The following is a 22,238-nucleotide window of genomic DNA, read 5'->3' as shown; positions in this document are numbered from 1 at the left end:
AGGAACACCGGAGCGTATTTAACATACGTGAGGATGTGACTGAGTGAGCTGACGAAGAGATTCGAAGCTTAGGGGAAGCCGAAAACGATTTGGCTCAGTAGCTCAGTTGGTAGAGCAATGGACTGAAAATCCATGTGTCGGCGGTTCGATTCCGTCCTGAGCCACCATTTTTCTATTTAAATACGTTATGGCGATTGTGGCGAAGTGGTTAACGCACCTGATTGTGGTTCAGGCATTCGTGGGTTCGATTCCCATCAGTCGCCCCATATTTACTTAAATAGAATCTGCGGGTGTAGTTTAGTGGTAAAACCTCAGCCTTCCAAGCTGATGATGAGGGTTCGATTCCCTTCACCCGCTCCAATTATTTCTTATATGGGCCTATAGCTCAGCTGGTTAGAGCGCACGCCTGATAAGCGTGAGGTCGGTGGTTCGAGTCCACTTAGGCCCACCATTTCATTATTCCGCAGTAGCTCAGTGGTAGAGCTATCGGCTGTTAACCGATCGGTCGCAAGTTCGAATCTTGCCTGCGGAGCCAGATATGGAGAAGTACTCAAGTGGCTGAAGAGGCGCCCCTGCTAAGGGTGTAGGTCGGGCAACTGGCGCGAGGGTTCAAATCCCTCCTTCTCCGCCATTACGGCCCATTGGTCAAGCGGTTAAGACACCGCCCTTTCACGGCGGTAACACGGGTTCGAATCCCGTATGGGTCATTAAGGAAAGACTATCATTTTTGATAGTCTTTTTTTTGTATCAAATAGAGTTTGTGTTATGGCCGGTAATATGAAGCAAGAACGGGGTCATAAGAGAGGTATATTAAAAAGCCTGTTCCTCGTTCGTGACTATTTTATCGCTTTTTCATCTTATTAATCGACTTCACGGATATATTATCGACTTTCCCTATATTAGTATCAACTTCTGTTCTTTTCTCTTCATCCCCATTCTCCAATAATATAAAAAACAAACTATATGATCATCCTCGATGACTACCTGAATCCCTCCATTCGACATCACCAGCTGCCCCTCTCACATTCAACCAAAAACCATACAAAACACCGGAATCCTTCTGCATTTTCTTTAAATTTCACTTTTTTTCATAAAAAAACTTTCGACAAATTTCGCTATAGATTCCTCGTGTTTCCCCTATGTTCTTCCAATGTAAACCTTGCCATTTAGTAAGACTTTCCAAAAAGGAATCGTTTTGTCCCATGTATGTAGGAAATTGTCGTAATTGAGCGACGATTATAAAGAGGATTTTAATGATGTTGTTAGAAAGTAGTAAGTAGATTGAAAAAATGTAGGTGAGATGATGAACGCAATGACCATAACAGATTATGATGTTTTTTTGTTTCATGAGGGGAATTTGCAGCAGGCCTATCAGTTTATGGGTTCACATGTGAGAAGGGATTCCACTGGGACCTATACAGAATTTTGCGTTTGGGCACCGAAAGCAAGGAATGTTTCATTGGTGGGGTCCTTTAATCAATGGAACGGGAATGGATTTGAGCTTGAAAGACGGAACAGCGAGGGTTTGTGGACGATTCGCCTGGATGGGGATCTGTCGGGAGAAACGTACAAGTATGAGATTGTCACTCTCTCGGGATCAAAGAAGCTGAAGGCGGATCCGTATGGGTTTGCCTCTGAGAAGCGTCCTCACACAGCAAGCATTGTGTATATGCTTGATGGTTTCTCATGGGAGGATGAGAAGTGGCTGGAGGATCGGGCAGCTTCTACGGTCTATGACAAGCCGATGGCGATTTATGAAGTTCATTTAGGCACGTGGAGGAAGAAAGCGGGAACGTTCCTTTCTTATAAGGAATTGGCGCAGCAATTGATTCCCCACGTGAAGGAGCACGGATTCACTCATATTGAACTGCTGCCGGTCACGGAGCATCCATTTGACCGTTCCTGGGGATATCAGGGGACCGGGTATTATTCTCCTACCAGCCGCTACGGCTCACCGCATGAATTGATGGCATTTGTGAATGAATGTCATTTACATAATATCGGCGTGATCCTGGATTGGGTACCGGGTCATTTCTGTAAGGATGCACACGGGTTATATGAGTTTGATGGTTCGTTTGCCTATGAGTACAGTGAGGAAAGAGATCGTGAGAATTATACGTGGGGAACGGCGAATTTTGATTTAGGGAAGGGTGAAGTGAGAAGCTTCCTTATCTCGAATGCACGTTTCTGGATGGATCAGTATCATATCGATGGATTCCGGATTGATGCAGTGGCGAATATCATCTATTGGGCGAACCAGGGGCAGCTTGCTCCCAATGAAGGGGCCATTCAGTTTTTGAAAAACCTGAATAAGGCCGTTTTTGAATATGATTCTTCGATTCTGATGATTGCAGAGGATTCTACGGACTGGCCGCAGGTGACGTCTCCTGTTCATTACGGAGGACTTGGATTTAATTATAAGTGGAATATGGGATGGATGAATGACGTCCTTAAATATATGGAAACCGATACGACTGAACGGAGGCACGTACATTCTCTTATTACATTTTCCTTGTTATATGCCTATTCCGAGAATTACGTGCTTCCCTTTTCACACGATGAAGTGGTTCATGGGAAGAAATCGTTATTAAATAAAATGCCGGGGGATTACTGGCAGAAATTCGCTCAATACCGGTTGCTTCTCAGCTACATGATGGCTCATCCAGGGAAAAAGCTTCTGTTCATGGGCAGTGAACTTGCCCCATTTTCAGAATGGAAGGACCTTGAAGAACTGGATTGGCATTTACTGGATTACGAATTTCATCACAAATTCAATTCATATTTTAAAGAGCTTATGCATTTATATAAAGGTGCTGGACCATTATTTGAAATGGATCATCGTTCAGAGGGATTCCAGTGGGTGGATGTGAATAACGCGGAGCAGCAGATCTTCTCCTTCATCCGTTACGGGACCCTGGAGGAGGATCATCTTGTGGTGATCTGCAATTTCAGTCCTCATGTATATCACCAGTATAAGGTGGGCGTGAATAAGGTTTCTTCTTATGAAGAAATTTGGAATAGTGATGATGAACGGTTTGGCGGCTCCCATCAGGTGAACCCGAAGCCGCTGACCGTGCACAATGAGCCGTACCATGGAAGAGAAGGATATGTGGAAATGACGATTCCACCATACGCAGCCGTTTATTTAAAACCAATCGATTGAAAGGGGACAGGAAAAGATGGCAAAAGGTAGATGTGTAGCCATGTTATTAGCAGGTGGAAAAGGGAGCAGGTTAAGTTCTTTGACGAAAAGCCTGGCGAAACCCGCTGTACCATTTGGAGGGAAGTATCGTATCATTGATTTCACCCTGAGCAATTGCACCAACTCAGGGATTGATACTGTGGGGGTCCTTACCCAGTACCAGCCCCTCGTATTGAATTCTTATATCGGGATCGGGAGTGCATGGGATCTTGACCGCAAAAACGGTGGTGTGACCGTGCTGCCCCCGTATGCTGAATCATCCGAGATGCGCTGGTATACGGGGACGGCAAGCGCCATCTATCAAAATATGAATTATCTTGAGCAATATGATCCCGAGTACGTATTGATTCTTTCGGGAGATCATATTTACAAGATGGATTATAGTAAAATGCTTGATTACCATATCGAGAAAAAAGCAGATGTCTCGATTTCAGTCATCGAAGTCGGGTGGGATGAAGCGAGCCGTTTCGGTCTTATGAACACGAATGAGGACATGCGGGTCATAGAGTTTGAAGAAAAACCGGCTTTCCCTAAGAGTAATCTTGCTTCGATGGGCATCTACATCTTCAATTATTCTGTACTGAAGGATTATCTGGAGATGGACGAACGCAACCCTGATTCCAGCCATGACTTTGGAAAGGATGTCATCCCGCTCCTGCTTGATGAGAAGAAGAAACTGATGGCCTATCCGTTTGAAGGGTATTGGAAGGATGTCGGTACCGTCAAGAGCCTTTGGGAAGCGAATATGGATCTGATTGATGAACAGAATGAACTGAATCTGTTTGATCATGACTGGAGAGTGTACTCGGTGAATCCGAATGAGCCCCCTCAATATATTTCAGAGGAAGCCCTTGTAGAAGGTTCCCTGGTGAATGAAGGCTGTACAATCGAAGGGACGATCCGGAAGTCCGTCCTCTTCCAGGGAACAACGGTGAAAAAGGGAGCCCATGTCAGCCGCTCAGTCATTATGCCCGATGCCGTCATCGGTGAAAATGCCTATATCGAGCAGGCAATCGTCCCGTCGAATGTGAAGGTTCCAAGCGGTCTGTGCATCATGCCGGAAGAAGGATCGGATGAAATCATTTTGGTGACGGAATCATTAATTGAAACACTACTTGAACAGGAAAGAGTGTAAGGTTCAAGACCCACATTACAACATAAGAGGAGGAAGTGTTTTGAAGAATACAATGCTTGGTGTTATTGATGCTACGAGTTACTATGAATCGTTGGAGGATTTATTGCTGCATCGCTCATTAGCTGCTCTTCCGATAGCGGGAAGGTACCGTCTGATCGATTTTGTCCTTTCCAATATGGTGAATTCCGATATCGGTTCGGTTGCCATATTTCCGAAGTTTCAATATCGTTCACTGATGGATCACCTAGGGTCAGGGAAGAACTGGGACCTGAACCGCAAGCGCGATGGATTGTTTTTCTTCCCCGCACCGGGTTTGGAAGCCAATGAAGAGGGAGTGGGCTCCTTTAATCACTTTGCCCATCACTTGGACTACTTTCACCGCAGTACCCAGGAATATGCCTTGATCAGCAATTGCTTTACGCTGTGTAATATCGATTATCAACCGGTCCTTGAAAGGCATATCCGTATCGGCTGTGATATCACGGAAATGCGTCATAATGGGGACTCATTGGAGATGTATCTGGTCAAGACGTCCACCCTCATCAAATTGATTGACGGCCGCCGTGAGACCGGTTATACCTGCATGCAGGATGTCGTGGATGATATGGACAGCGGTTTTAAAGTATGCGGTTATGAGCATGAGGGGTACGTGCAGAAGATCGATTGTATCGAGGAGTACTATGATGCCAGCATGAAGCTGTTGAATTTATCCGATTGGAAAGAGTTGTTCAAGAAGGATGCGCCCATCTATACAAAGGTGAAGGATGAGCCGCCGACCCGCTATACCTCCATGGCAAGTGTGAAGAACAGCATCATCGCCAATGGGTGCTTCATTGAAGGGAAGGTGCGGAATTCAACGATGTTCCGTGCGGTCAAGGTCGGGAAGGACACGACGATTTCAGGCAGCATCATTATGCAAAAGAGCCAAATTGGAGATAACTGTGTACTAGAGAATGTGATCTTGGATAAAGATGTGCGAATAGAGGATGGCGTCAAGCTTATCGGAGATCCAAACAATCCAATTGTCATTCGCAAAGGGATGATTCAAGGAGCGCTGATGAATTCGTGAAAGTGTTATTTGTAGTATCTGAGTGTGTCCCTTTTATTAAATCCGGAGGCCTGGCGGACGTCGCCGGCGCTTTGCCTAAGGAGTTAAGAAGTTTGGGGACGGATGTCAGGGTGATCCTGCCTAAATACGGCGGGATCCCGCAAGAGTTCCGGGCGAAAATGAAACGTAAGAAAGAGTTTTTCGTGTCGGTCGGCTGGCGTAATCAGTATTGTGGCATAGAAGAGTACAGTGAACATGGAGTAACGTATTATTTTGTCGATAATGAATACTATTTTAACCGGGACAGGTTATACGGATATTTTGATGATGGGGAGCGGTTTGCGTACTTTACACGGGCAGTACTCGAAAGCATCGCGGTCCTTGACTTTTATCCTGATGTGATTCACTGTCACGATTGGCATACGGGCATGGTTCCGTTCCTGCTGAGAAGCGAGTATCAGGAGAGACCGGGCTATTCATTTATCCGAAGTGTGTTCACCATTCATAACCTGCAATTTCAAGGGATATACCCTAAACAGGTGATGACGGACTTACTGGGCATCCCCGAGAAGTATTTCCATCATGAATACCTCGAGTTTTATGGAAACATCAATTTCATGAAAGGTGCGCTTATTTCTTCGGATATTGTCACCACGGTGAGCCCTACATATAAAGAGGAAATCCTTACGCCTTACTATGGAGAAAAGCTTCATCACATCCTGGGTCAGAGGTACAACCAGTTATTGGGGATCCTCAATGGGATCGACGATGATGTCTATAATCCAGATGACGGTGAGTTTCCTTATTTCAGCGGGAATCTGCACGGAAAGAAGCAGGCGAAGCGTCATTTGCAAAAAAGCCTGGGTCTTGTGGAGAATGAAGGAATTCCCCTCGTGTCCATCATTTCAAGGTTAACGAACCAGAAGGGGCTGGAACTCATCAGGGGTGTCTTCCATGAAATGATGCAGGAAAATGTCCAGTTTGTCCTGCTCGGGACAGGGGATTGGGAGTTTGAACAGTTCTTCAGGGAGATGGAGTGGACGTATCCGGATAAGGTCAGGGTACAAATCGGCTTTAATGAGGAACTGGCAAAACAGATCTATTCTGCCAGTGATCTGTTCCTGATGCCATCGAAATTCGAGCCGTGCGGACTGGGTCAGCTGATTGCCATGAGATATGGAGCCCTGCCGCTTGTACGGGAGACGGGGGGATTGAACGATACGGTTGAATCCTATAATGAAGAGACGAAGACGGGCAACGGCTTTTCATTCAAAAATTTTAATGCTCACGATATGCTCCACACTTACCGAAGGGCTCTATCGTATTTCAACGATGAGCCGGAAACGTGGAATCATATTGTACGAACTGCCATGAATAAGGATTATAGTTGGGCCCAATCGGCCTTTAAGTATAATCAACTGTACGCTGACCTGGTATCAAGGAGTGAAAGCCATGTTTTCTGATCCGATTGAATTTAAAGAAATGTTTCTGAAGAAGCTTGAAATGATGTACGGTAAGACGTTTCCCGAGTCCACCAGTCAGGATCAGTTCTTCACATTAGGGCACCTGATACGGGAATATATATCGATGAACTGGATCCAGACGAACGAGCAGTACCGGTTCAATAAACAAAAGCAGGTGTATTATTTATCCATCGAATTTCTGCTGGGGCGCCTGCTTCGCCAAAACCTGATGAATCTGGGGATTTACGATATTGTGGAAAAGGGGCTTCAGGACCTTGGGATCGACCTTGCTGATATGGAAGAGGTCGAGCATGATGCAGGGCTTGGTAATGGGGGTCTCGGCCGGTTAGCGGCGTGTTTTCTGGATTCCCTTGCATCTCTTAATTTACCCGGTCATGGCTATGGGATCCGTTACAAGCATGGTCTGTTTGAACAAAAGATCGTGAACGGATTTCAGATGGAGCTTCCGGAGCAGTGGCTGCGTCATGGTCATGTGTGGGAGGTGAGAAAGTCAGACCTTACCGTGGAAGTGCCTTTTTGGGGAAAGGTGGAATCCTATAAGGAAAACGATGTATTGAAATTCCGTCATGTGGATGCAGAGGTGGTTGCGGCCGTCCCCTATGACATGCCTGTAGTGGGGTTCGAAACGTCGACGGTCAACACCCTTCGTTTATGGAGTGCCGAGCCTGCCGCCTATAAAGCAGGAAAGGATATGATGAAGTACAAGCGGGATACAGAAGCGATCACCGAATTCCTCTATCCTGACGATACCCATGAAGAAGGGAAGATCCTGCGCCTCAAGCAGCAATACTTCCTGGTATCGGCAAGCATCCGCTCGATTCTGGATTCGTACTTATACCGGAATGGGGACCTGAAGGAACTTCATGAAAATATTTCGATCCACATCAATGATACCCATCCGGTCCTTGCCATCCCGGAACTGATGAGGGTGCTCCTTGATGAGTATTCCTTTGAATGGGAAGAAGCGTGGGAAATCACGACGAATACATTTGCTTATACGAATCATACGACTCTATCAGAAGCGTTGGAGAGATGGCCGATCCGTATATTCCAGCCCCTTCTGCCCCGCATCCATATGATCGTGAATGAAATCAATGAGCGGTTCTGCAGGGAATTATGGAAAGAGTATCCCGGCGAGTGGAAGCGTATAGAAGATATGGCTATCATCTCCCATGATGAAGTGAAAATGGCCCATCTTGCGATTGTAGGAAGCTTCAGTGTGAATGGTGTGGCGAAGATCCATACGGAGATCTTGAAGCAGAGGGAAATGAACTTATTTTATCAATATTATCCAGGTAAATTTAATAGTAAGACAAATGGGATCACTCATAGAAGGTGGCTCCTGAACAGCAACCCGTCCCTGTCGAACCTGATTACATCATCGATCGGGGATGAGTGGATGAAAGAACCCGCCAAACTGGCGAAGCTGAAGGAGTATCACCATGACACGGCATTCCTGAAGGATCTGTATGATGTAAAGCAGGAGAATAAACGGAAGCTTGCCGACCGGATATTTGAAAGCAACGGGATCATCGTCGACCCGACTTCGATTTTCGATATTCAGGTGAAGCGGCTTCATGCCTATAAACGTCAGTTGATGAATGTCCTGCACATCCTTCATCTTTATAATCGCTGCGTGGAAGATCCGGGATTCGACTTTCATCCACGGACGTTCATTTTCGGGGCAAAGGCGTCCCCGGGTTACTATTATGCAAAGAAAATCATTAAATTGATTCACTCTGTAGCCGATCTCGTGAATGATCACCCACTTGTGAAAGGGCGCATTAAAGTCGTGTTCCTGGAAAATTACCGGGTGTCCCTCGCGGAAGAAATCATCCCGGCGGCCGACTTGTCTGAGCAGATCTCAACGGCCAGCAAGGAAGCATCCGGCACGGGGAACATGAAGTTCATGATGAACGGTGCCTTGACACTTGGAACGTTGGACGGTGCCAACATCGAGATCCTGGAGCAGGTCGGGAATGACAATATCTTTATATTCGGATTGACGGCTGAAGAGGTGATGAAGTATCAGCAACATGGCGGGTATTATGCGATGGAGTATTTCCACTATGATACGCGGATCAAAAAGGTGCTGAACCAATTGATCGATGATACGCTTCCGGATGCTGGTGACCATTTCGAAACGATTTATGACTCTTTACTGACCGAGAATGATCAATTCTTTGTCCTTCGGGATTTCGACTCGTACGTCAGGGTTCATGAACAAGCAGGAAAGGCGTATGAAAACAGAGAGCATTGGTCCCGGATGTGCTTACAGAACATTGCCAATTCCGGCTACTTCTCAAGTGACCGGACGATCGAGCAATATGCGAAGGACATATGGGGCATTGCACAGGGAAGTTTAATGAAGTAGAAAAAGACGCTTGGGATCCGGATCCCAAGCGTTGGTTTGTTATTTCTTTTTCTTGTCGGAAACATAACTGTCGCCATCTTTATAGGGGATGTCACCAAGTGGCGATTCCATGTCATTCTCATCCAGCATGTCTTCATACTCTTCATGGGTTTTCGAAGGGTAGGCTTTACGGTCCGAGCCTTCCATATCGGTGCCGACGAACGATTCAAAATCCTCTGTGAACCCTTCCGATGTATCCTCATCCTGGTATAGGTCTGAATAATCCTCATGATCGCCTTCAAAGTCGGATGGTGTTTCTGAAGTCCCGAAACGCCCGACTTCCTGGAAGCTGTCCTGATCATCCCGCACATTGCCGTCTGTTTCGTGTCTGAATTCGTTATCGACGGGCGGCTGCAGGACATCTTCCTCCACAGGCCTGTCCTGAGGCGTCGATTGCTCCGGTGTATGATCCTTACAATAAAGAGTCGTCGGGATCACCTCTAGACGCTCATAAGGAATATCCTGGCCGCATTCCTTACATTGGCCGTAAGTACCGTCTTCGAAGGCGTGGAGGGCCTGTTGGATTTTATCGAGTTCGAGCTTCGCGTGATCATCGATGGCGAAATCCTTCTCCCGCTCATAAAGCTCTGTTCCCATATCAGCCGGGTGATTATCGTAAAGGGAAAGTTCTCCTGAGTTATCGCGTTCGTTTGTATGGTGAAGATTATCTAAATCCTGATGTAAATGTTCCTGTAACTGCTTTTCCTGTTGAACCAATTCTTGTTTTAGAGATTGTTTTTGGCTGTCTGTTAGCAATTTCTTCACATCCTTCGTTATGTTCGCTAAAATCTTGTCCTAACCATACTTTATCCGAAAGTGGGATGGTTAAAACATAAAAAAAGAGTCGACCCGGAAATGTCGGGTCGACTTTTATCGCTCTATAGCATATAAGCAAGCAGTAATCCTATGGATAATAGGAATCCGAAGATGGTGTTGGTCTGGGCGGTTGCTTTCATGGCGGGCATCATTTCAATGGGCTGTGATTTCCCGATGAAACCGGTCGTTGCTTTGACCGCTTTCGGAACGCTCAGAAAGGCTACGAACAGCCATGGGGATGAAATTCCCGTCACGACGAGTCCGATGATCCAGGCGTAGGATACGACAAACATGCCGCCCAACAGGATGATCGCCCCTTTCTTTCCTAATAGGATGGCAATGGTTTTACGGCCGTTTTCTTTGTCTCCATCAAGGTCACGGATATTATTGGCCAACAGGATGGAGCCGACAAGTATCGATACCGGGATGGAAATGAGGATGCTGTCCCCATTGATATAGCCGGTCTGGATGTAAAATGAGATCAGGATGATCACAAATCCCATGAAAAACCCGGCTACGATTTCGCCAAAGGGTGTATACGCAATTGGCATTGGTCCGCCAGTATAAAAGTACCCCGCAGCCATGCACACTAAGCCTATGATGGCGAGCCACCAAGTGCTGTTAAGGCAGATATAAATCCCTAACAGAAGGGCGATTCCGTATAGTGAGAAAGCAAGGTTGATGACCGTGGACGGTTTGACGCCGTTACGTACGATCGCTCCGCCGATACCGACTGAATGCTCGGTATCAAGGCCCCTTTTATAATCATAGTACTCATTGAACATATTCGTCGCAGCCTGGATCAGCAGGCAGGCTGCCAGCATGGCTAAAAATAGCATGACGTTAACGTCTGTAAATTGCAGTGCAAGTACCGTCCCTAATAATACGGGTACAAAAGCTGCCGTAAGAGTGTGGGGCCTTGTCAATTGCCACCAGATTTTCCACCCTTTATCTGATTCCAACATGTTGGATGCTTGTTGTTCCATCATTCTCTCTCCCTTACGCAATAAGGAATTTTCAGAAAACATTACAATTCCTTTACAGATTAAAGTGTAGGTAAAGGGAGGAGGACTGTCAATCATTTTCTACAAATTCGTGAAGGTTCTATTTTCCAGTAAATGAGGACTTTTACAACGCTTTTGGTTTCTCAAAAGGAGAAAAAGGGTTTATTATATATAATAAGGATAAATATTGTAAACATGTCTTGAACTTCGTTGACACACCATAGGTACAGGTGTATCTTATAGTAAGTTTGAATACTGTACGTGATTTTGTTTGGGGGAATTCAGTTGGTTACCATCCATAAAACCAATATTGAAAAAGCATATGATACAGCCAAAATGAAGGCTAAACAAATACATCACCCCGTCCTTCTCAGCATCGTGGAGGAAGTCGATGTCGTCGATCCTCTCTCTTTTTATTATGGAGGAAGCTCTTTTCATGGAGAGCGCTTTTTATGGAAGGACCGTGATCATACCATCACGCTTGTAGGACTGGGAGCGGCTCAGATACTGTCCACAGATGAGATGCAGGAGCGATTTTTCACCGTTGAGAATGAGTGGAAGCGCTTAATCAGAGAATCTGTGGTCGTGACAGGGGATAAATGGGCAGGCACAGGTCCATTATTATTCGGCGGTTTCAGTTTCGACCCGCTGAACGAAGACAGTGATGAGTGGAGTCATTTCTCTACCGGTTCATTCCAGCTCCCGATGTTCATGTTGACAAAGACCGGGAAGATGAATTACTTAACGATGAATGTCATCTGCCACCCTGAAGACGATGAACGCTTATTCCATGAACGGATCAGTTTGAGAGAGGAGCTTCTGGCAAACGCCCGCAAGGCAATCATTCCTGAACGTCCTGAGTGGCTAGGGAACCGGGATGTGAAGCCTGACGAATGGAAGGATTCCGTTCAAAGTGTAGTCAAGCGTTTACAGCAGGGTGAGATGGATAAGGTCGTACTGGCAAGGAAATGTGAAGTGGCTTTCGACAGACGGGTGTCATCGGATTTCGTATTGGATAACCTGTGGAAACAGCAGCCCGACAGCTTTGTATTCAGCTTTGAAAGGGAAGAAAGCTGCTTTATAGGAGCCACTCCGGAACGCCTCGTCAAGAAGACGGGGGAAGAAATCCTCTCCACCTGCCTTGCGGGATCGACCGCGAGGGGGGATACCCTTGTGAGCGATGAAAAGCTTGGGGAAGAGCTGCTCGAGGATGAAAAGAACCGCTACGAGCACCAGCTTGTGGTCGACAGCATCCAACGGGCACTGAAGCCTTTCTGCGACAGCCTGTCGATTCCTTCTTCGCCTCAACTGATGAAGCTGAAGGATATCCAGCATTTGTACACGCCTGTCATCGGCCGGGCATCCGAGCATACCTCGCTTTTAAACCTGGTTGAAAAGCTGCATCCGACTCCCGCTTTGGGCGGGGTGCCGAGAGATCTGGCGATGCATGTGATCAGGCAGGAAGAAGAGATGGACCGCGGCCTATATGCCGCTCCCATCGGCTGGATCGACGCCTACGGAAATGGTGAGTATGCCGTCGCCCTCCGCTCGGGTCTCCTTCAGGGAGAGAAAGCCTACTTGTATGCGGGGTGCGGAATCGTAGCCGATTCAGAGCCCGAAAGTGAATTTAAAGAAACACAGATGAAATTTCGACCAATGCTCCGTGCATTAGGGGGAACCGTCCATGATTGATGAACATCAGCAGAAATTGACAGATTATTTAGCGGCATTCGTAGAGGAATTGGTAGGGAATGGAGTAGACGAAGTAGTCATCAGTCCTGGCTCTCGTTCTACTCCTTTGGCGTTGCTATTTGCCCACCATCCGGCTGTGAAAACATATATAAACGTAGACGAACGATCTGCGGCTTTTTTCGGATTGGGAATCGCGAAGGCAAAGAAAAAGCCCGTCGCCATCCTATGCAGTTCGGGAACCGCCGGGGCGAATTATTATCCTGCTGTCATTGAAGCACGCTATGCAAGGGTACCTCTCATCGTCCTGACGGCTGACCGTCCTCATGAGCTCAGGGAAGTAGGGGCGCCGCAAGCCATCAATCAAATCGATTTATATGGAAAACATGTGAAATGGTCCATTGATATGGCACTGCCGGAAAGCCTTCCCTCCATAATTCAATATGCCCGGTCATCTGCCGCAAGGGGAGCGGCAGCATCGACGGCCTATCCCGAAGGTCCGGTTCACTATAACTTCCCATTCAGGGAGCCCCTGATACCGGATTTGCAACAGGTGGAATTTACTGAAGCAAAGGCTGTAAAAAAGGTCCTTCAAGGAGACCGGCAACTATCTCAGGCGTCGGTGCATGAACTACATGAAAAAATCGTGAGCGCACAACGCGGCCTGATTGTTTGCGGACCAGGATTAAACGAAGATGCCGTTCAGTCCATTACAGGATTGGCGGGGGAATATGGACTTCCCATCCTTGCTGATCCACTGTCCTTTGTCCGGAGTGGAAGCCATTCGAAAGAAAATATCATAGATTGCTACGATACATTCCTCAGAATCGATGGACTCAAAGAATCATTACATCCTGATCTCATCATCCGTTTCGGTGCCATGCCGGTATCGAAGGCACTTATGCTTTTCCTGAAAAACCTGAGTGACGTTCCGACGTGGGTGGTGAGCAAGGGGGGAGATTGGCAGGACCCGACGGCTCGGGGAACCGATTACATCCATTGTGAAGAAAACCTGTTCTGTCAGAGCCTGATGAAACAGAGTCGTCGTGAAGATATGGACTGGCTGCATCATTGGAAAAAGGTCAATGACCAAACAAAACAGTTACTGGTAAAGGGTCACCAGGCCTGGGATGAAGGAATGGCCGTCCATCAGCTGATCCGACATTTGCCTGAAGGGTCCACATTGTTTTCAAGTAACAGCATGCCGATCCGTGACCTGGATACTTACTTCTTCACGAATGACCGCTCCCTTCGCATCTTTGCCAACCGCGGCGCCAATGGGATTGACGGTGTGGTATCCACGGCTCTCGGTATAAGTACGAAATCGCAGCCGATGTATCTCCTGATCGGTGATCTCGCTTTTTTCCATGATTTGAACGGCTTGTTGACGGCAAGGAAATATCAGTTGGATATGACGATCGTGGTCATGAACAATAATGGTGGGGGGATCTTTTCGTATCTGCCGCAAGCAGGTGATCAGACTCACTTCGAAGACCTGTTCGGTACGCCGATGGACCTTGCATTTGCCCATGCCGCAAAGCTTTACGGTGCACGTTATTTCCACGTCACATCCGAACGCGATTTTATCCCGGCTCTCCAGGAAGCAGATCAAAGCAAGGGGATCAAGATCATTGAAGTGATGACCAATCGGGAAGAAAATGTAGCAAATCATCGGAAATTGTGGAATTTTGTTTCCCGGGAAATGACGCAGAATATGAAGGGTGAACACCTTGATTCTTCAAGTGAATGATATTCGATATTTTGTAGAAATTAAAGGAAAGGGAGAGCCGTTGGTTTTCCTTCACGGCTTCACGGGTGACACGACAACGTGGGCATCTGTCACCGATGCATTGTCCGCTTCCTATCAATGCGTCAGCATTGATTTGATTGGTCACGGACGGACGGATTCCCCAAAAGATGACAGCAGATATACGATGGATCGGGTATCAGAGGATATTTACTATATACTTAACCAGCTTGGCATTGGAAATGCCGTATTGCTCGGTTATTCCATGGGAGGCCGTACTGCTCTTCACTTTAGCGTGAAGTATCCTCAAAAGGTGAAAACGTTGATACTCGAAAGCTCTTCACCTGGACTGAAGACGCTTGAAGCAAGAGCAGAGCGCAGGAAGAAGGATCAAGGTCTTGCTGAAAGAATCGAGAGAGAGGGAATTAAAAATTTTGTCGATTTCTGGCAAGAGATTCCCTTGTTTGCGTCTCAGAAAAGACTTTCGGCCGAAGAACGCTCTGAAATCAGAAAACAGCGTCTGAGCCAATCTACCATAGGCTTATCCAATAGCTTAAGGGGGATGGGGACAGGCGCACAGGATTCTTTATGGGGGGAGCTTGGGAAGCTCTCTATTCCGGTTCACTTACTTGTCGGGGAGCTGGATCAAAAGTTCGTTGGGATTGCAGAAAATATGAAAAAGCTCAATCCTGCGTTCAATATTGTGACATTTTCCAACACAGGTCATGCAATTCATGTGGAAGAACCGCGAAAGTTTGGTACAATAATAGAGGATCTACTGTTAACTACATAAAGGAGGAACAACTAAATGGCTTTTGAATGGGTTTCAGAAAGAAACTACGAAGATATTTTGTACGAAACTTACAATGGGATCGCTAAGATTACGATCAATCGACCAGAAGTACGTAACGCATTCCGTCCTAAAACGGTAATGGAATTAATCGATGCATTTGCTTATGCACGCGACGATTCCAAAGTCGGTGTCATCGTGTTGACAGGTGCCGGTGAAAAAGCATTCTGTTCAGGTGGCGACCAACGTGTCCGTGGACACGGCGGATATGTCGGGGAAGATGAAATTCCTCGCTTGAACGTATTGGACCTGCAGCGTCTGATCCGTGTGATCCCGAAACCTGTCATCGCAATGGTAGCCGGGTACGCGATCGGTGGGGGACACGTCCTTCATGTCGTATGTGATATTACGATTGCTGCTGACAATGCAATCTTTGGACAAACGGGTCCTAAAGTAGGAAGCTTTGACGCAGGATACGGTGCAGGATACCTTGCACGCATCGTCGGTCACAAGAAAGCGAAAGAAATCTGGTACCTATGCCGTCAGTACAACGCACAGGAAGCGCTTGAAATGGGCCTTGTCAATACAGTGGTTCCATACGAGCAGCTTGAAGCAGAAACGGTTCAGTGGGCTTCAGAAATGCTTGAAAAGAGCCCGACTGCCCTTCGTTTCCTAAAAGCTTCTTTCAATGCAGATACAGATGGACTGGCAGGACTGCAGCAGCTTGCAGGTGACGCTACCCTTCTATACTACACAACGGAAGAAGCGAAAGAAGGCCGTGACGCATTCAAAGAAAAGCGTAAGCCGGACTTCGGACAATTCCCTCGTTTCCCTTGATGATTTGAGGCGGCCTGATGAATCTGTGATGGATTCATCGGGCTTTTTTTGTATAGTTACGGGAAGTTTATTTAGAGAGCAAGGTCCAAAATGGCAGGAACGATGTACAATATGATTTCACCACCCATATAAAACCATCAATAAACACATCTTGTAACAGAACCGATAGGAAAGGAATGGAAAATAAAAGGATGACAACACAGCAACTGCCTAACTGGCTAAAACAAAGAGCGTTTTTAACCCCTGATCGGATGGCGTTAAGCAATGGGGATGTGGAGTATACATTCAATGAGTTGTGGGAGAAGGCCATTGCGATCGGTGAACAACTGCATACCATTGTGAAACATCCCTCTCACCCCTTTATAGGACTCATGATTAAAAACAAAGTGGAATCCGTGTTGCTCATTCATGCCATTCAACAATTGGGTTTTACGACCGTATTATTGAACAATAAATTAAGTGAAAATGAACTATCGTTCCAGATCCGGGATATGGAGCTATCCATGGTTCTTTATGATGATGAGTTTGAGGAAAAACTGTCTTTTTTAGAAGAAGACGTTAAGGGGGTCTCCTTCTCTCAATTATTTCAAACTCCTCCAACAAGCTTTGAGGTGAAGGATCATTTTCATTTAGACCAAGCTTGCTCGGTCATGTACACGTCGGGAACGACGGGAGCTCCAAAAGGGGTTCTTCAATCGTACGGAAATCACTGGTGGAGCGCCATTGGTTCTTCACTTAATCTCGGTATAAATGAAAATGATACATGGCTTTGCTCCGTGCCCCTTTTTCATATCAGCGGCTATTCAATCCTGATGAGAAGCGTCATTTATGGAATGAACGTTCGTCTGTTTGAAAGCTTTGACGTGGAAGGAATCAATAGGGAATTAATGTCTGGACAGGTTACAATCATGTCGGTTGTCAGCAATATGCTCTCCCGTTTGATGAAAGACATAGGTGAAAGAACTTATCACCCGAATTTCCGGTGTATGCTGTTGGGCGGTGGTCCGGCGCCGCTACCTTTACTGGAGAAGTGTAAAGAAAAAGGAGTGCCGGTTTTCCAAACCTATGGTATGACGGAAACGGCCTCTCAAATTGTGACATTGTCACCAGAGTACAGTATGTCAAAGCTCGGGTCGGCCGGAAAGCCTCTGTTTCCTTCTGAATTAAAAATCATGAGTGATAAAGGATCGAATCAAGAAGGGGAAATCCTTGTGAAAGGGCCGAATGTGACAAGCGGCTATTATCGAAGGGAAGAAGCCAATGCCGCAAGCTTTGATTCCGGGTGGTTTCATACAGGTGATATCGGCTATGTGGACGAAGAAGGATTTCTATTTGTAATGGATAGGCGATCAGACCTGATCATATCCGGAGGCGAAAATGTGTACCCTGCGGAAATTGAAAGTGTGCTGCTGGGCTGTGACGGGGTGGAGGATGCAGGAGTGGCAGGAATCGCAAGTGACGAATGGGGCCAGATTCCCTGTGCCTTCATCGTGAAGAAAGAGCCTCTTACTAAAGAGGAAATCATAAAGCACTGCAGTGAGAATCTGGCTTCTTATAAACGACCGAAAAAAATCGTCTTTGTGGATGAACTTCCACGAAATGCATCAAATAAACTGCTGAGAAGAGTGCTCAGGGATAAATGGGATAAAGGAGTGGTTGCCGATGAAGATTAAATCGGTCACGCTCCATATTGTTTCAATGCCTTTAAAAAAGCCATTTGTGACCCATCTTCAAACGGTTGAGAAACGGGAAGGGATCATCCTCGAGGTAGAAGACAAGGACGGTTTATGTGGACTTGGAGAAGGTGTCGCTTTCTCGACGCCTTGGTATACAGAGGAAACCGTGAAGACGTCTTATCACATGCTGAAGGATGTATTGATCCCCCTTATGAACAGCAAACCATTTCAGCACCCTGAAGAAATCGGGAAGAGGTTTGAAGCCGTCAGAGGGAACAGCATGGCAAAGGCCGCGCTTGAAATGGCGTTATGGGATCTTTATGCAAGACAGCAACATCTGCCTCTTTGGGATGTGATAGGCGGTACGAGAGAAGAGGTCCTTGCCGGAGCCGTGGTCGGCGCGGGCAGCGTTCAGGAGATGGTCAAAGAGGCCGGGGACCTCATGCAGGAAGGATATCAGCGCATAAAGCTGAAAATCTCCCCAGGTGCGGATGTCGGGATTGTAAAAGAGTTGAGGGCCCATTTTCCAAGCCTTTCCCTTTTAGCGGATGCCAATTCAGCGTATACCCTTGAAGACAAAGCACAGCTCCAGGCTTTGGATGAGTTCGACTTGGAGATGATCGAACAGCCGCTTGGTATCGACGACATAGTTGAACATTCTCTGTTGCAAGAGGAGTTAACCACTCCTATCTGTCTCGATGAAAGCATCGTGACCCCCCATGACATGCGAAGTGCCATCCATCTGAAGAGCTGCGGGGTGGTCAACATCAAGCTTGGCAGGGTCGGGGGGTATACAAGTGCTTTGGAAATCTACCGTCTCTGCCAGAACAATGACATCAAGGTTTGGTGTGGCGGGATGATCGAGTTCGGGGTTTCACGGGCTCATAATCTGGCCATTGCCACCCTGGAAGGATTCTCGATCCCAGGGGATATTTCCTCTTCTTCGAAATACTGGGAGGAAGATATCATTACCTCTCCGATCGTGGTGAGAAATGGCGTAGCATCCAGGCTGGAAGGAAGCGGGATCGGTGTGGAGCTCAACAGAACCCGCTTGAGTGCCGTTACAGATTATAAAGAAACGTTTTCCCTTTGATAAGGTGGAAGTGTAGATCGTATGGAAACAGATAAAGCCCAGAGCCACGTGCTCTGGGCTTTTCTTAAAATGGGTTCGTTGCCCACTGAAGAGATTGCTTGATAAAGATGCGAGGATGTAATTTCAGCTGGGATACCATATGTTCCGCCAGGTCCTCGGGCTGCATGTATTTATCCTTGTCAGCTTCATCCAGGTTATCAAAGGTCAGGTCCGTTGCCACGAGGCTCGGGTTCAGGGTCATGACACGGATATTATGTTTTCTCACTTCCTGCATCAGTGCCTCCGTCATGCCCTGGACGGCAAACTTCGATCCGCTGTAAGCCGTGCTTCCTGCCGTACCTTTCAATCCGCTGCTGGATGAGATGTTGATGATGTCGCCCCGGTTCTTTTCAATGAGCTGGGGAAGGACGGCACGTGTGACATAGTAGGTTCCGAACACGTTGACTTCAAAGGTCCGTTTCCAATCTTCTGGATCGATCTCGAGGAACGATCCGTACGTTCCAATGCCGGCATTATTGATCAGGATGTCGGCTGGTCCGAGTTCACTTTTAAGTTTCGAAACGGCTTGGTCCACTTGCTCCATATTGGAAATGTCAGCTACAGCGACACTTGCCTTCACGCCAAGGGAACGTGCTTCCTCTGCCACCTTTTCAAGGGTTCTTTCTGTGCGGGCTACCAGTCCTACATGGACGCCTTCACGGGCCAGTTCCAAGGCCGTCGCCTTTCCGATTCCCCGGGCAGCACCCGTAATATAAGCGATTTTCCCTTTAATCGATTGTGCCACAATGGATCATCCTTTCAAATTGAATTTCTATCGTTAGTGTAAGGCCGGGGGAACGGATAAGCAAATGATAAGAAAAATAGCTCCGAGAGTCTCGGAGCTTTCGTAAGTCATTCACTTTTTTGCCTTAAATATCGTTTATCATTCATAAACAAGCTCCAGAAGTAAACAAACCCTGGAAACAGGATGATGAATCCGACAATATAGGTGATGAACACGGCTTTAAACGAGTTGGGATCCGTGAACCCGGACTGGATCGTGACTTCCGGATAGATGATATAAGGTAAGTGTGCTTTACCGTATACATAACTCGCCAATACATATTGAAAGGTAACGGCAATGACGGCCACACGGGGCATCCCTTTCATTCCTTCCTTATTCGTCGGCAGGAACAAAGCGCCGCCCGCGACGAGGAACCCGAGCAGGGAAATCAACAAGATCGGCAGGTCATCCATCATCCGGTCGTAAATCCAGGTGGCCTCCCTTTTCATTGTGAACATGATGAGAAAGGCCATGACAACCGAAATGGGACCGATGATCAGAGCGTCACGGCGATACACCTTGAAGGCTTCGAATTCCTTGGAAGCCTTCGAGTAGTCAGCGAGAAGCAGGGATGACAGAAACAACGTACTGGCAACAGCGAATCCAAAGAAAGCATACTCATGGGGACTGCTGAACAGTTTCCCAAGGAGAAGCGTCTGGCCGTCTTCAAAGTCGATATAAGGGCCATGGGAAATGGGAAGGACGCTGATGAGCAGGCCAGGAATCAGGAGCCCTGTAATTCCTGTTACATACGTCAGTGGCTTTCTGTAGTCATCTGCCACATGAGAGAATACCAGGAAGGCACTCCGCAGGGCCAGAAGCAGCAGAATCAAACTTCCCGGAACGAGTAATACGGTTCCCAATGAATAAGCAGCACCCGGAAACATACTGTAGACGGCGACTACGAGGGCGACGATGAATGTATTCGTTACCTCCCAGGTGGGGGACAGATACCGATTGGCAATATTCGTCGCTTTCGTTTTGTCATGGTTGATATAGATCATCGACCAGAAACCGGCGCCGAAGTCCATGGTCGCCATGACGGCATAGATAAAGACGAATCCCCATAGTATCGTGATGGCAATCAATGCTTGTGTCATATCTTCACCTCCAATTTTTGATTAAGTTGAAAGGGTGATATCCTTATGATTTGCTTCCGCTTTGTTAATGTCTTTTTCCGGTGGGTTCCTTTTGAAGTAATACAGAAGAACCAGAACGACGGCAACGGCCAAAATCGCATATACTGAAACGAACAGAATGAATAGGGTACCCAGGTTACCAGAAGTGGTAACCGAATCCTCGGTGCTGAGAATGCGGTAGATCGTCCAGGGCTGACGGCCCGTACAGGCGAAGATCCAACCGAACTCGATGGCGAGGATCGACAAAGGACCGCCCGCGACGAATGCCCACATCAACCATTTTGGGAACCGGTCCTTTTTCAGCAGCTTGTTCCACACATAGGCGACAAGGGACAGTAAAATAAGCAGTGACCCGATCCCCACCATGGCGTTAAATAGCGTATGGACGAAAAGGGGAGGCCAGTATTCTTCAGGGAAGTCGTTCAGTCCGATGACCTCCGTTTCGAAGCTGTTCCCAGCCAGGAAACTGAGTGCCCAAGGAATTTCGATCCCCCACTTGACTTCCTGGGTGACGGGATCGGTGAATCCCCCGATTGCCAGCGGTGCATGGGTCTGGGTTTCGAATAATCCTTCCGCAGCAGCCAATTTCTCTGGCTGATACTCATGAAGCTGCTGAGCCGATTCATGCCCGTTGATCGCCGTGAAGAAAGAGAAGACCCCTCCGACCAATAAGCAAATCATCAGTGACTTGCGATGAAAGGCATAGATTCTTGATCCGAATGAAGTTCTAAGCATTTTATAAGCGGATACGGTCGCAATCGTAAACGAACCCACTACATAGGCGGATAATGCCACATGTCCAGCGGTTACGAAAAAGCTTGGGTTGAAGAATGCTTTCCATGGATCCACATTGGTGATTTCACCGTTTATGATTTCAAACCCGGCAGGCGTCCCTTCGAAAGCATGCACGTTGGTGATCAATACGGCTGATGCGAGACCGCCGATCGCGACCAGCACGAGGCTCACAATCCTCATCCATGGTGCGATGCGATTGGCCGCATACACATAGATGGACATAAATAATGCTTCCACAAAAAAAGCGTAGATCTCGATTTGAAATGGCAGTGCCATAACGCGTCCGATGACTTCCATGAAACCGGGCCAAAGGAGTGATAATTGAACGCCGGCGATCGTCCCGGTAGGGATACCCACCCCTAATAGAACGGCGAACGCCTTGGTCCATCGCTTCGCCATCACGGAATAATCAAGATCATTGGTCCGTTGAAACATAATTTCTGCAACAAGGATCATTAACGGAATCCCCACTCCAAGAGTGGCAAAAATGATATGAAACCCCATTGTGATACCAAACATGGAACGAGCAATTACTAATTCATCCATT

At 47.1% G+C, this 22,238-nt stretch carries 16 protein-coding genes and 7 tRNA genes; 18 read left to right on the top strand and 5 right to left on the bottom strand.

The window, feature by feature from the left end:
* Positions 1-91 precede the first annotated feature (91 nt).
* From CN378_RS16235 to CN378_RS16180, 12 genes are all read left to right on the top strand, one after another.
* Positions 92-167 (top strand) — tRNA-Phe (locus tag CN378_RS16235).
* 23 nt (positions 168-190) lie between these two features.
* Positions 191-266 (top strand) — tRNA-His (locus CN378_RS16230).
* 20 nt (positions 267-286) lie between these two features.
* Positions 287-360, top strand: a tRNA-Gly gene (locus CN378_RS16225).
* Positions 361-374: 14 nt separating this feature from the next.
* Positions 375-451: transfer RNA gene (locus CN378_RS16220), tRNA-Ile, on the top strand.
* Between the two features lie 9 nt (positions 452-460).
* Positions 461-535 (top strand) — tRNA-Asn (locus tag CN378_RS16215).
* A 5-nt stretch (positions 536-540) separates the two neighbouring features.
* Positions 541-631, top strand: a tRNA-Ser gene (locus CN378_RS16210).
* Positions 632-635: 4 nt separating this feature from the next.
* Positions 636-707 (top strand) — tRNA-Glu (locus CN378_RS16205).
* A gap of 605 nt (positions 708-1,312) precedes the next feature.
* Positions 1,313-3,163, top strand: a complete 1,851-nt coding sequence (glgB, locus tag CN378_RS16200) for a 1,4-alpha-glucan branching enzyme (RefSeq protein WP_306471884.1) — start codon at positions 1,313-1,315, stop codon at positions 3,161-3,163.
* Between the two features lie 16 nt (positions 3,164-3,179).
* Positions 3,180-4,337 carry a glucose-1-phosphate adenylyltransferase gene (locus tag CN378_RS16195; protein ID WP_098353521.1) on the top strand — a complete coding sequence of 386 codons (1,158 nt, stop codon included), beginning with the start codon at positions 3,180-3,182 and terminating at the stop codon, positions 4,335-4,337.
* A 40-nt stretch (positions 4,338-4,377) separates the two neighbouring features.
* Positions 4,378-5,406: a GlgC family sugar phosphate nucleotidyltransferase gene (locus tag CN378_RS16190; protein ID WP_098353519.1), complete on the top strand. Its 1,029-nt coding sequence runs from the start codon at positions 4,378-4,380 to the stop codon at positions 5,404-5,406.
* Positions 5,403-6,848: a glycogen synthase GlgA gene (gene glgA, locus CN378_RS16185; RefSeq protein ID WP_098353517.1), complete on the top strand. Its 1,446-nt coding sequence runs from the start codon at positions 5,403-5,405 to the stop codon at positions 6,846-6,848. Before CN378_RS16190 ends, glgA begins: the two co-directional genes overlap by 4 nt.
* Positions 6,838-9,243: a glycogen/starch/alpha-glucan phosphorylase gene (locus CN378_RS16180; protein ID WP_098353515.1), complete on the top strand. Its 2,406-nt coding sequence runs from the start codon at positions 6,838-6,840 to the stop codon at positions 9,241-9,243. The genes glgA and CN378_RS16180 overlap by 11 nt, the downstream gene beginning before the upstream one ends.
* Positions 9,244-9,282: 39 nt before the next feature.
* Here CN378_RS16180 and CN378_RS16175 read toward each other — a convergent pair whose 3' ends face one another.
* Together CN378_RS16175 and CN378_RS16170 are read right to left on the bottom strand one after the other, a co-directional pair.
* Positions 9,283-10,047, bottom strand: a complete 765-nt coding sequence (locus tag CN378_RS16175; RefSeq protein ID WP_306471883.1) for a TraR/DksA C4-type zinc finger protein — start codon at positions 10,045-10,047, stop codon at positions 9,283-9,285.
* A gap of 113 nt (positions 10,048-10,160) precedes the next feature.
* Positions 10,161-11,084: a 1,4-dihydroxy-2-naphthoate polyprenyltransferase gene (locus CN378_RS16170; protein WP_098353511.1), complete on the bottom strand. Its 924-nt coding sequence runs from the start codon at positions 11,082-11,084 to the stop codon at positions 10,161-10,163.
* Positions 11,085-11,387: 303 nt separating this feature from the next.
* Between CN378_RS16170 and CN378_RS16165 the strand changes: the two genes are divergently transcribed.
* From CN378_RS16165 to menC, 6 genes are all read left to right on the top strand, one after another.
* The gene (locus CN378_RS16165; RefSeq protein ID WP_257141171.1) at positions 11,388-12,794 is read left to right on the top strand and encodes an isochorismate synthase; all 1,407 of its coding nucleotides are present in this window, start codon (positions 11,388-11,390) and stop codon (positions 12,792-12,794) included.
* On the top strand, positions 12,787-14,541 hold the full coding sequence (gene menD / locus CN378_RS16160) for a 2-succinyl-5-enolpyruvyl-6-hydroxy-3-cyclohexene-1-carboxylic-acid synthase (protein ID WP_098353509.1): 1,755 nt from the start codon (positions 12,787-12,789) through the stop codon (positions 14,539-14,541). Before CN378_RS16165 ends, menD begins: the two co-directional genes overlap by 8 nt.
* A complete protein-coding gene (gene menH, locus CN378_RS16155) occupies positions 14,522-15,331 on the top strand; it encodes a 2-succinyl-6-hydroxy-2,4-cyclohexadiene-1-carboxylate synthase (protein WP_098353508.1) in 810 nt (269 codons plus the stop codon). Before menD ends, menH begins: the two co-directional genes overlap by 20 nt.
* A gap of 15 nt (positions 15,332-15,346) precedes the next feature.
* On the top strand, positions 15,347-16,165 hold the full coding sequence (gene menB / locus CN378_RS16150; protein WP_044340358.1) for a 1,4-dihydroxy-2-naphthoyl-CoA synthase: 819 nt from the start codon (positions 15,347-15,349) through the stop codon (positions 16,163-16,165).
* 191 nt (positions 16,166-16,356) lie between these two features.
* On the top strand, positions 16,357-17,838 hold the full coding sequence (locus CN378_RS16145; RefSeq protein WP_098353535.1) for an o-succinylbenzoate--CoA ligase: 1,482 nt from the start codon (positions 16,357-16,359) through the stop codon (positions 17,836-17,838).
* Positions 17,828-18,934, top strand: coding sequence for an o-succinylbenzoate synthase (gene menC, locus CN378_RS16140; protein WP_098353506.1), 1,107 nt, complete (start codon positions 17,828-17,830; stop codon positions 18,932-18,934). The genes CN378_RS16145 and menC overlap by 11 nt, the downstream gene beginning before the upstream one ends.
* A 64-nt stretch (positions 18,935-18,998) precedes the next feature.
* Here menC and CN378_RS16135 read toward each other — a convergent pair whose 3' ends face one another.
* The 3 genes from CN378_RS16135 to CN378_RS16125 all read right to left on the bottom strand — a co-directional run bounded on the left by CN378_RS16135 (position 18,999) and on the right by CN378_RS16125 (position 22,237).
* Positions 18,999-19,718, bottom strand: coding sequence for a 3-ketoacyl-ACP reductase (locus CN378_RS16135; protein WP_098353504.1), 720 nt, complete (start codon positions 19,716-19,718; stop codon positions 18,999-19,001).
* 107 nt (positions 19,719-19,825) lie between these two features.
* On the bottom strand, positions 19,826-20,857 hold the full coding sequence (locus CN378_RS16130) for a cytochrome d ubiquinol oxidase subunit II (protein WP_098353502.1): 1,032 nt from the start codon (positions 20,855-20,857) through the stop codon (positions 19,826-19,828).
* Positions 20,858-20,878: 21 nt separating this feature from the next.
* Positions 20,879-22,237 carry a cytochrome ubiquinol oxidase subunit I gene (locus tag CN378_RS16125; protein ID WP_098353500.1) on the bottom strand — a complete coding sequence of 453 codons (1,359 nt, stop codon included), beginning with the start codon at positions 22,235-22,237 and terminating at the stop codon, positions 20,879-20,881.
* Between the last annotated feature and the right edge of the window lies 1 nt (position 22,238).

Source organism: Bacillus sp. AFS015802, from assembly GCF_002561455.1.
GTDB lineage: Bacteria > Bacillota > Bacilli > Bacillales > Bacillaceae_B > Rossellomorea.
Note: the sequence above shows the minus strand (reverse complement) of the source record. Positions and strands in the feature narration are given on the sequence as shown.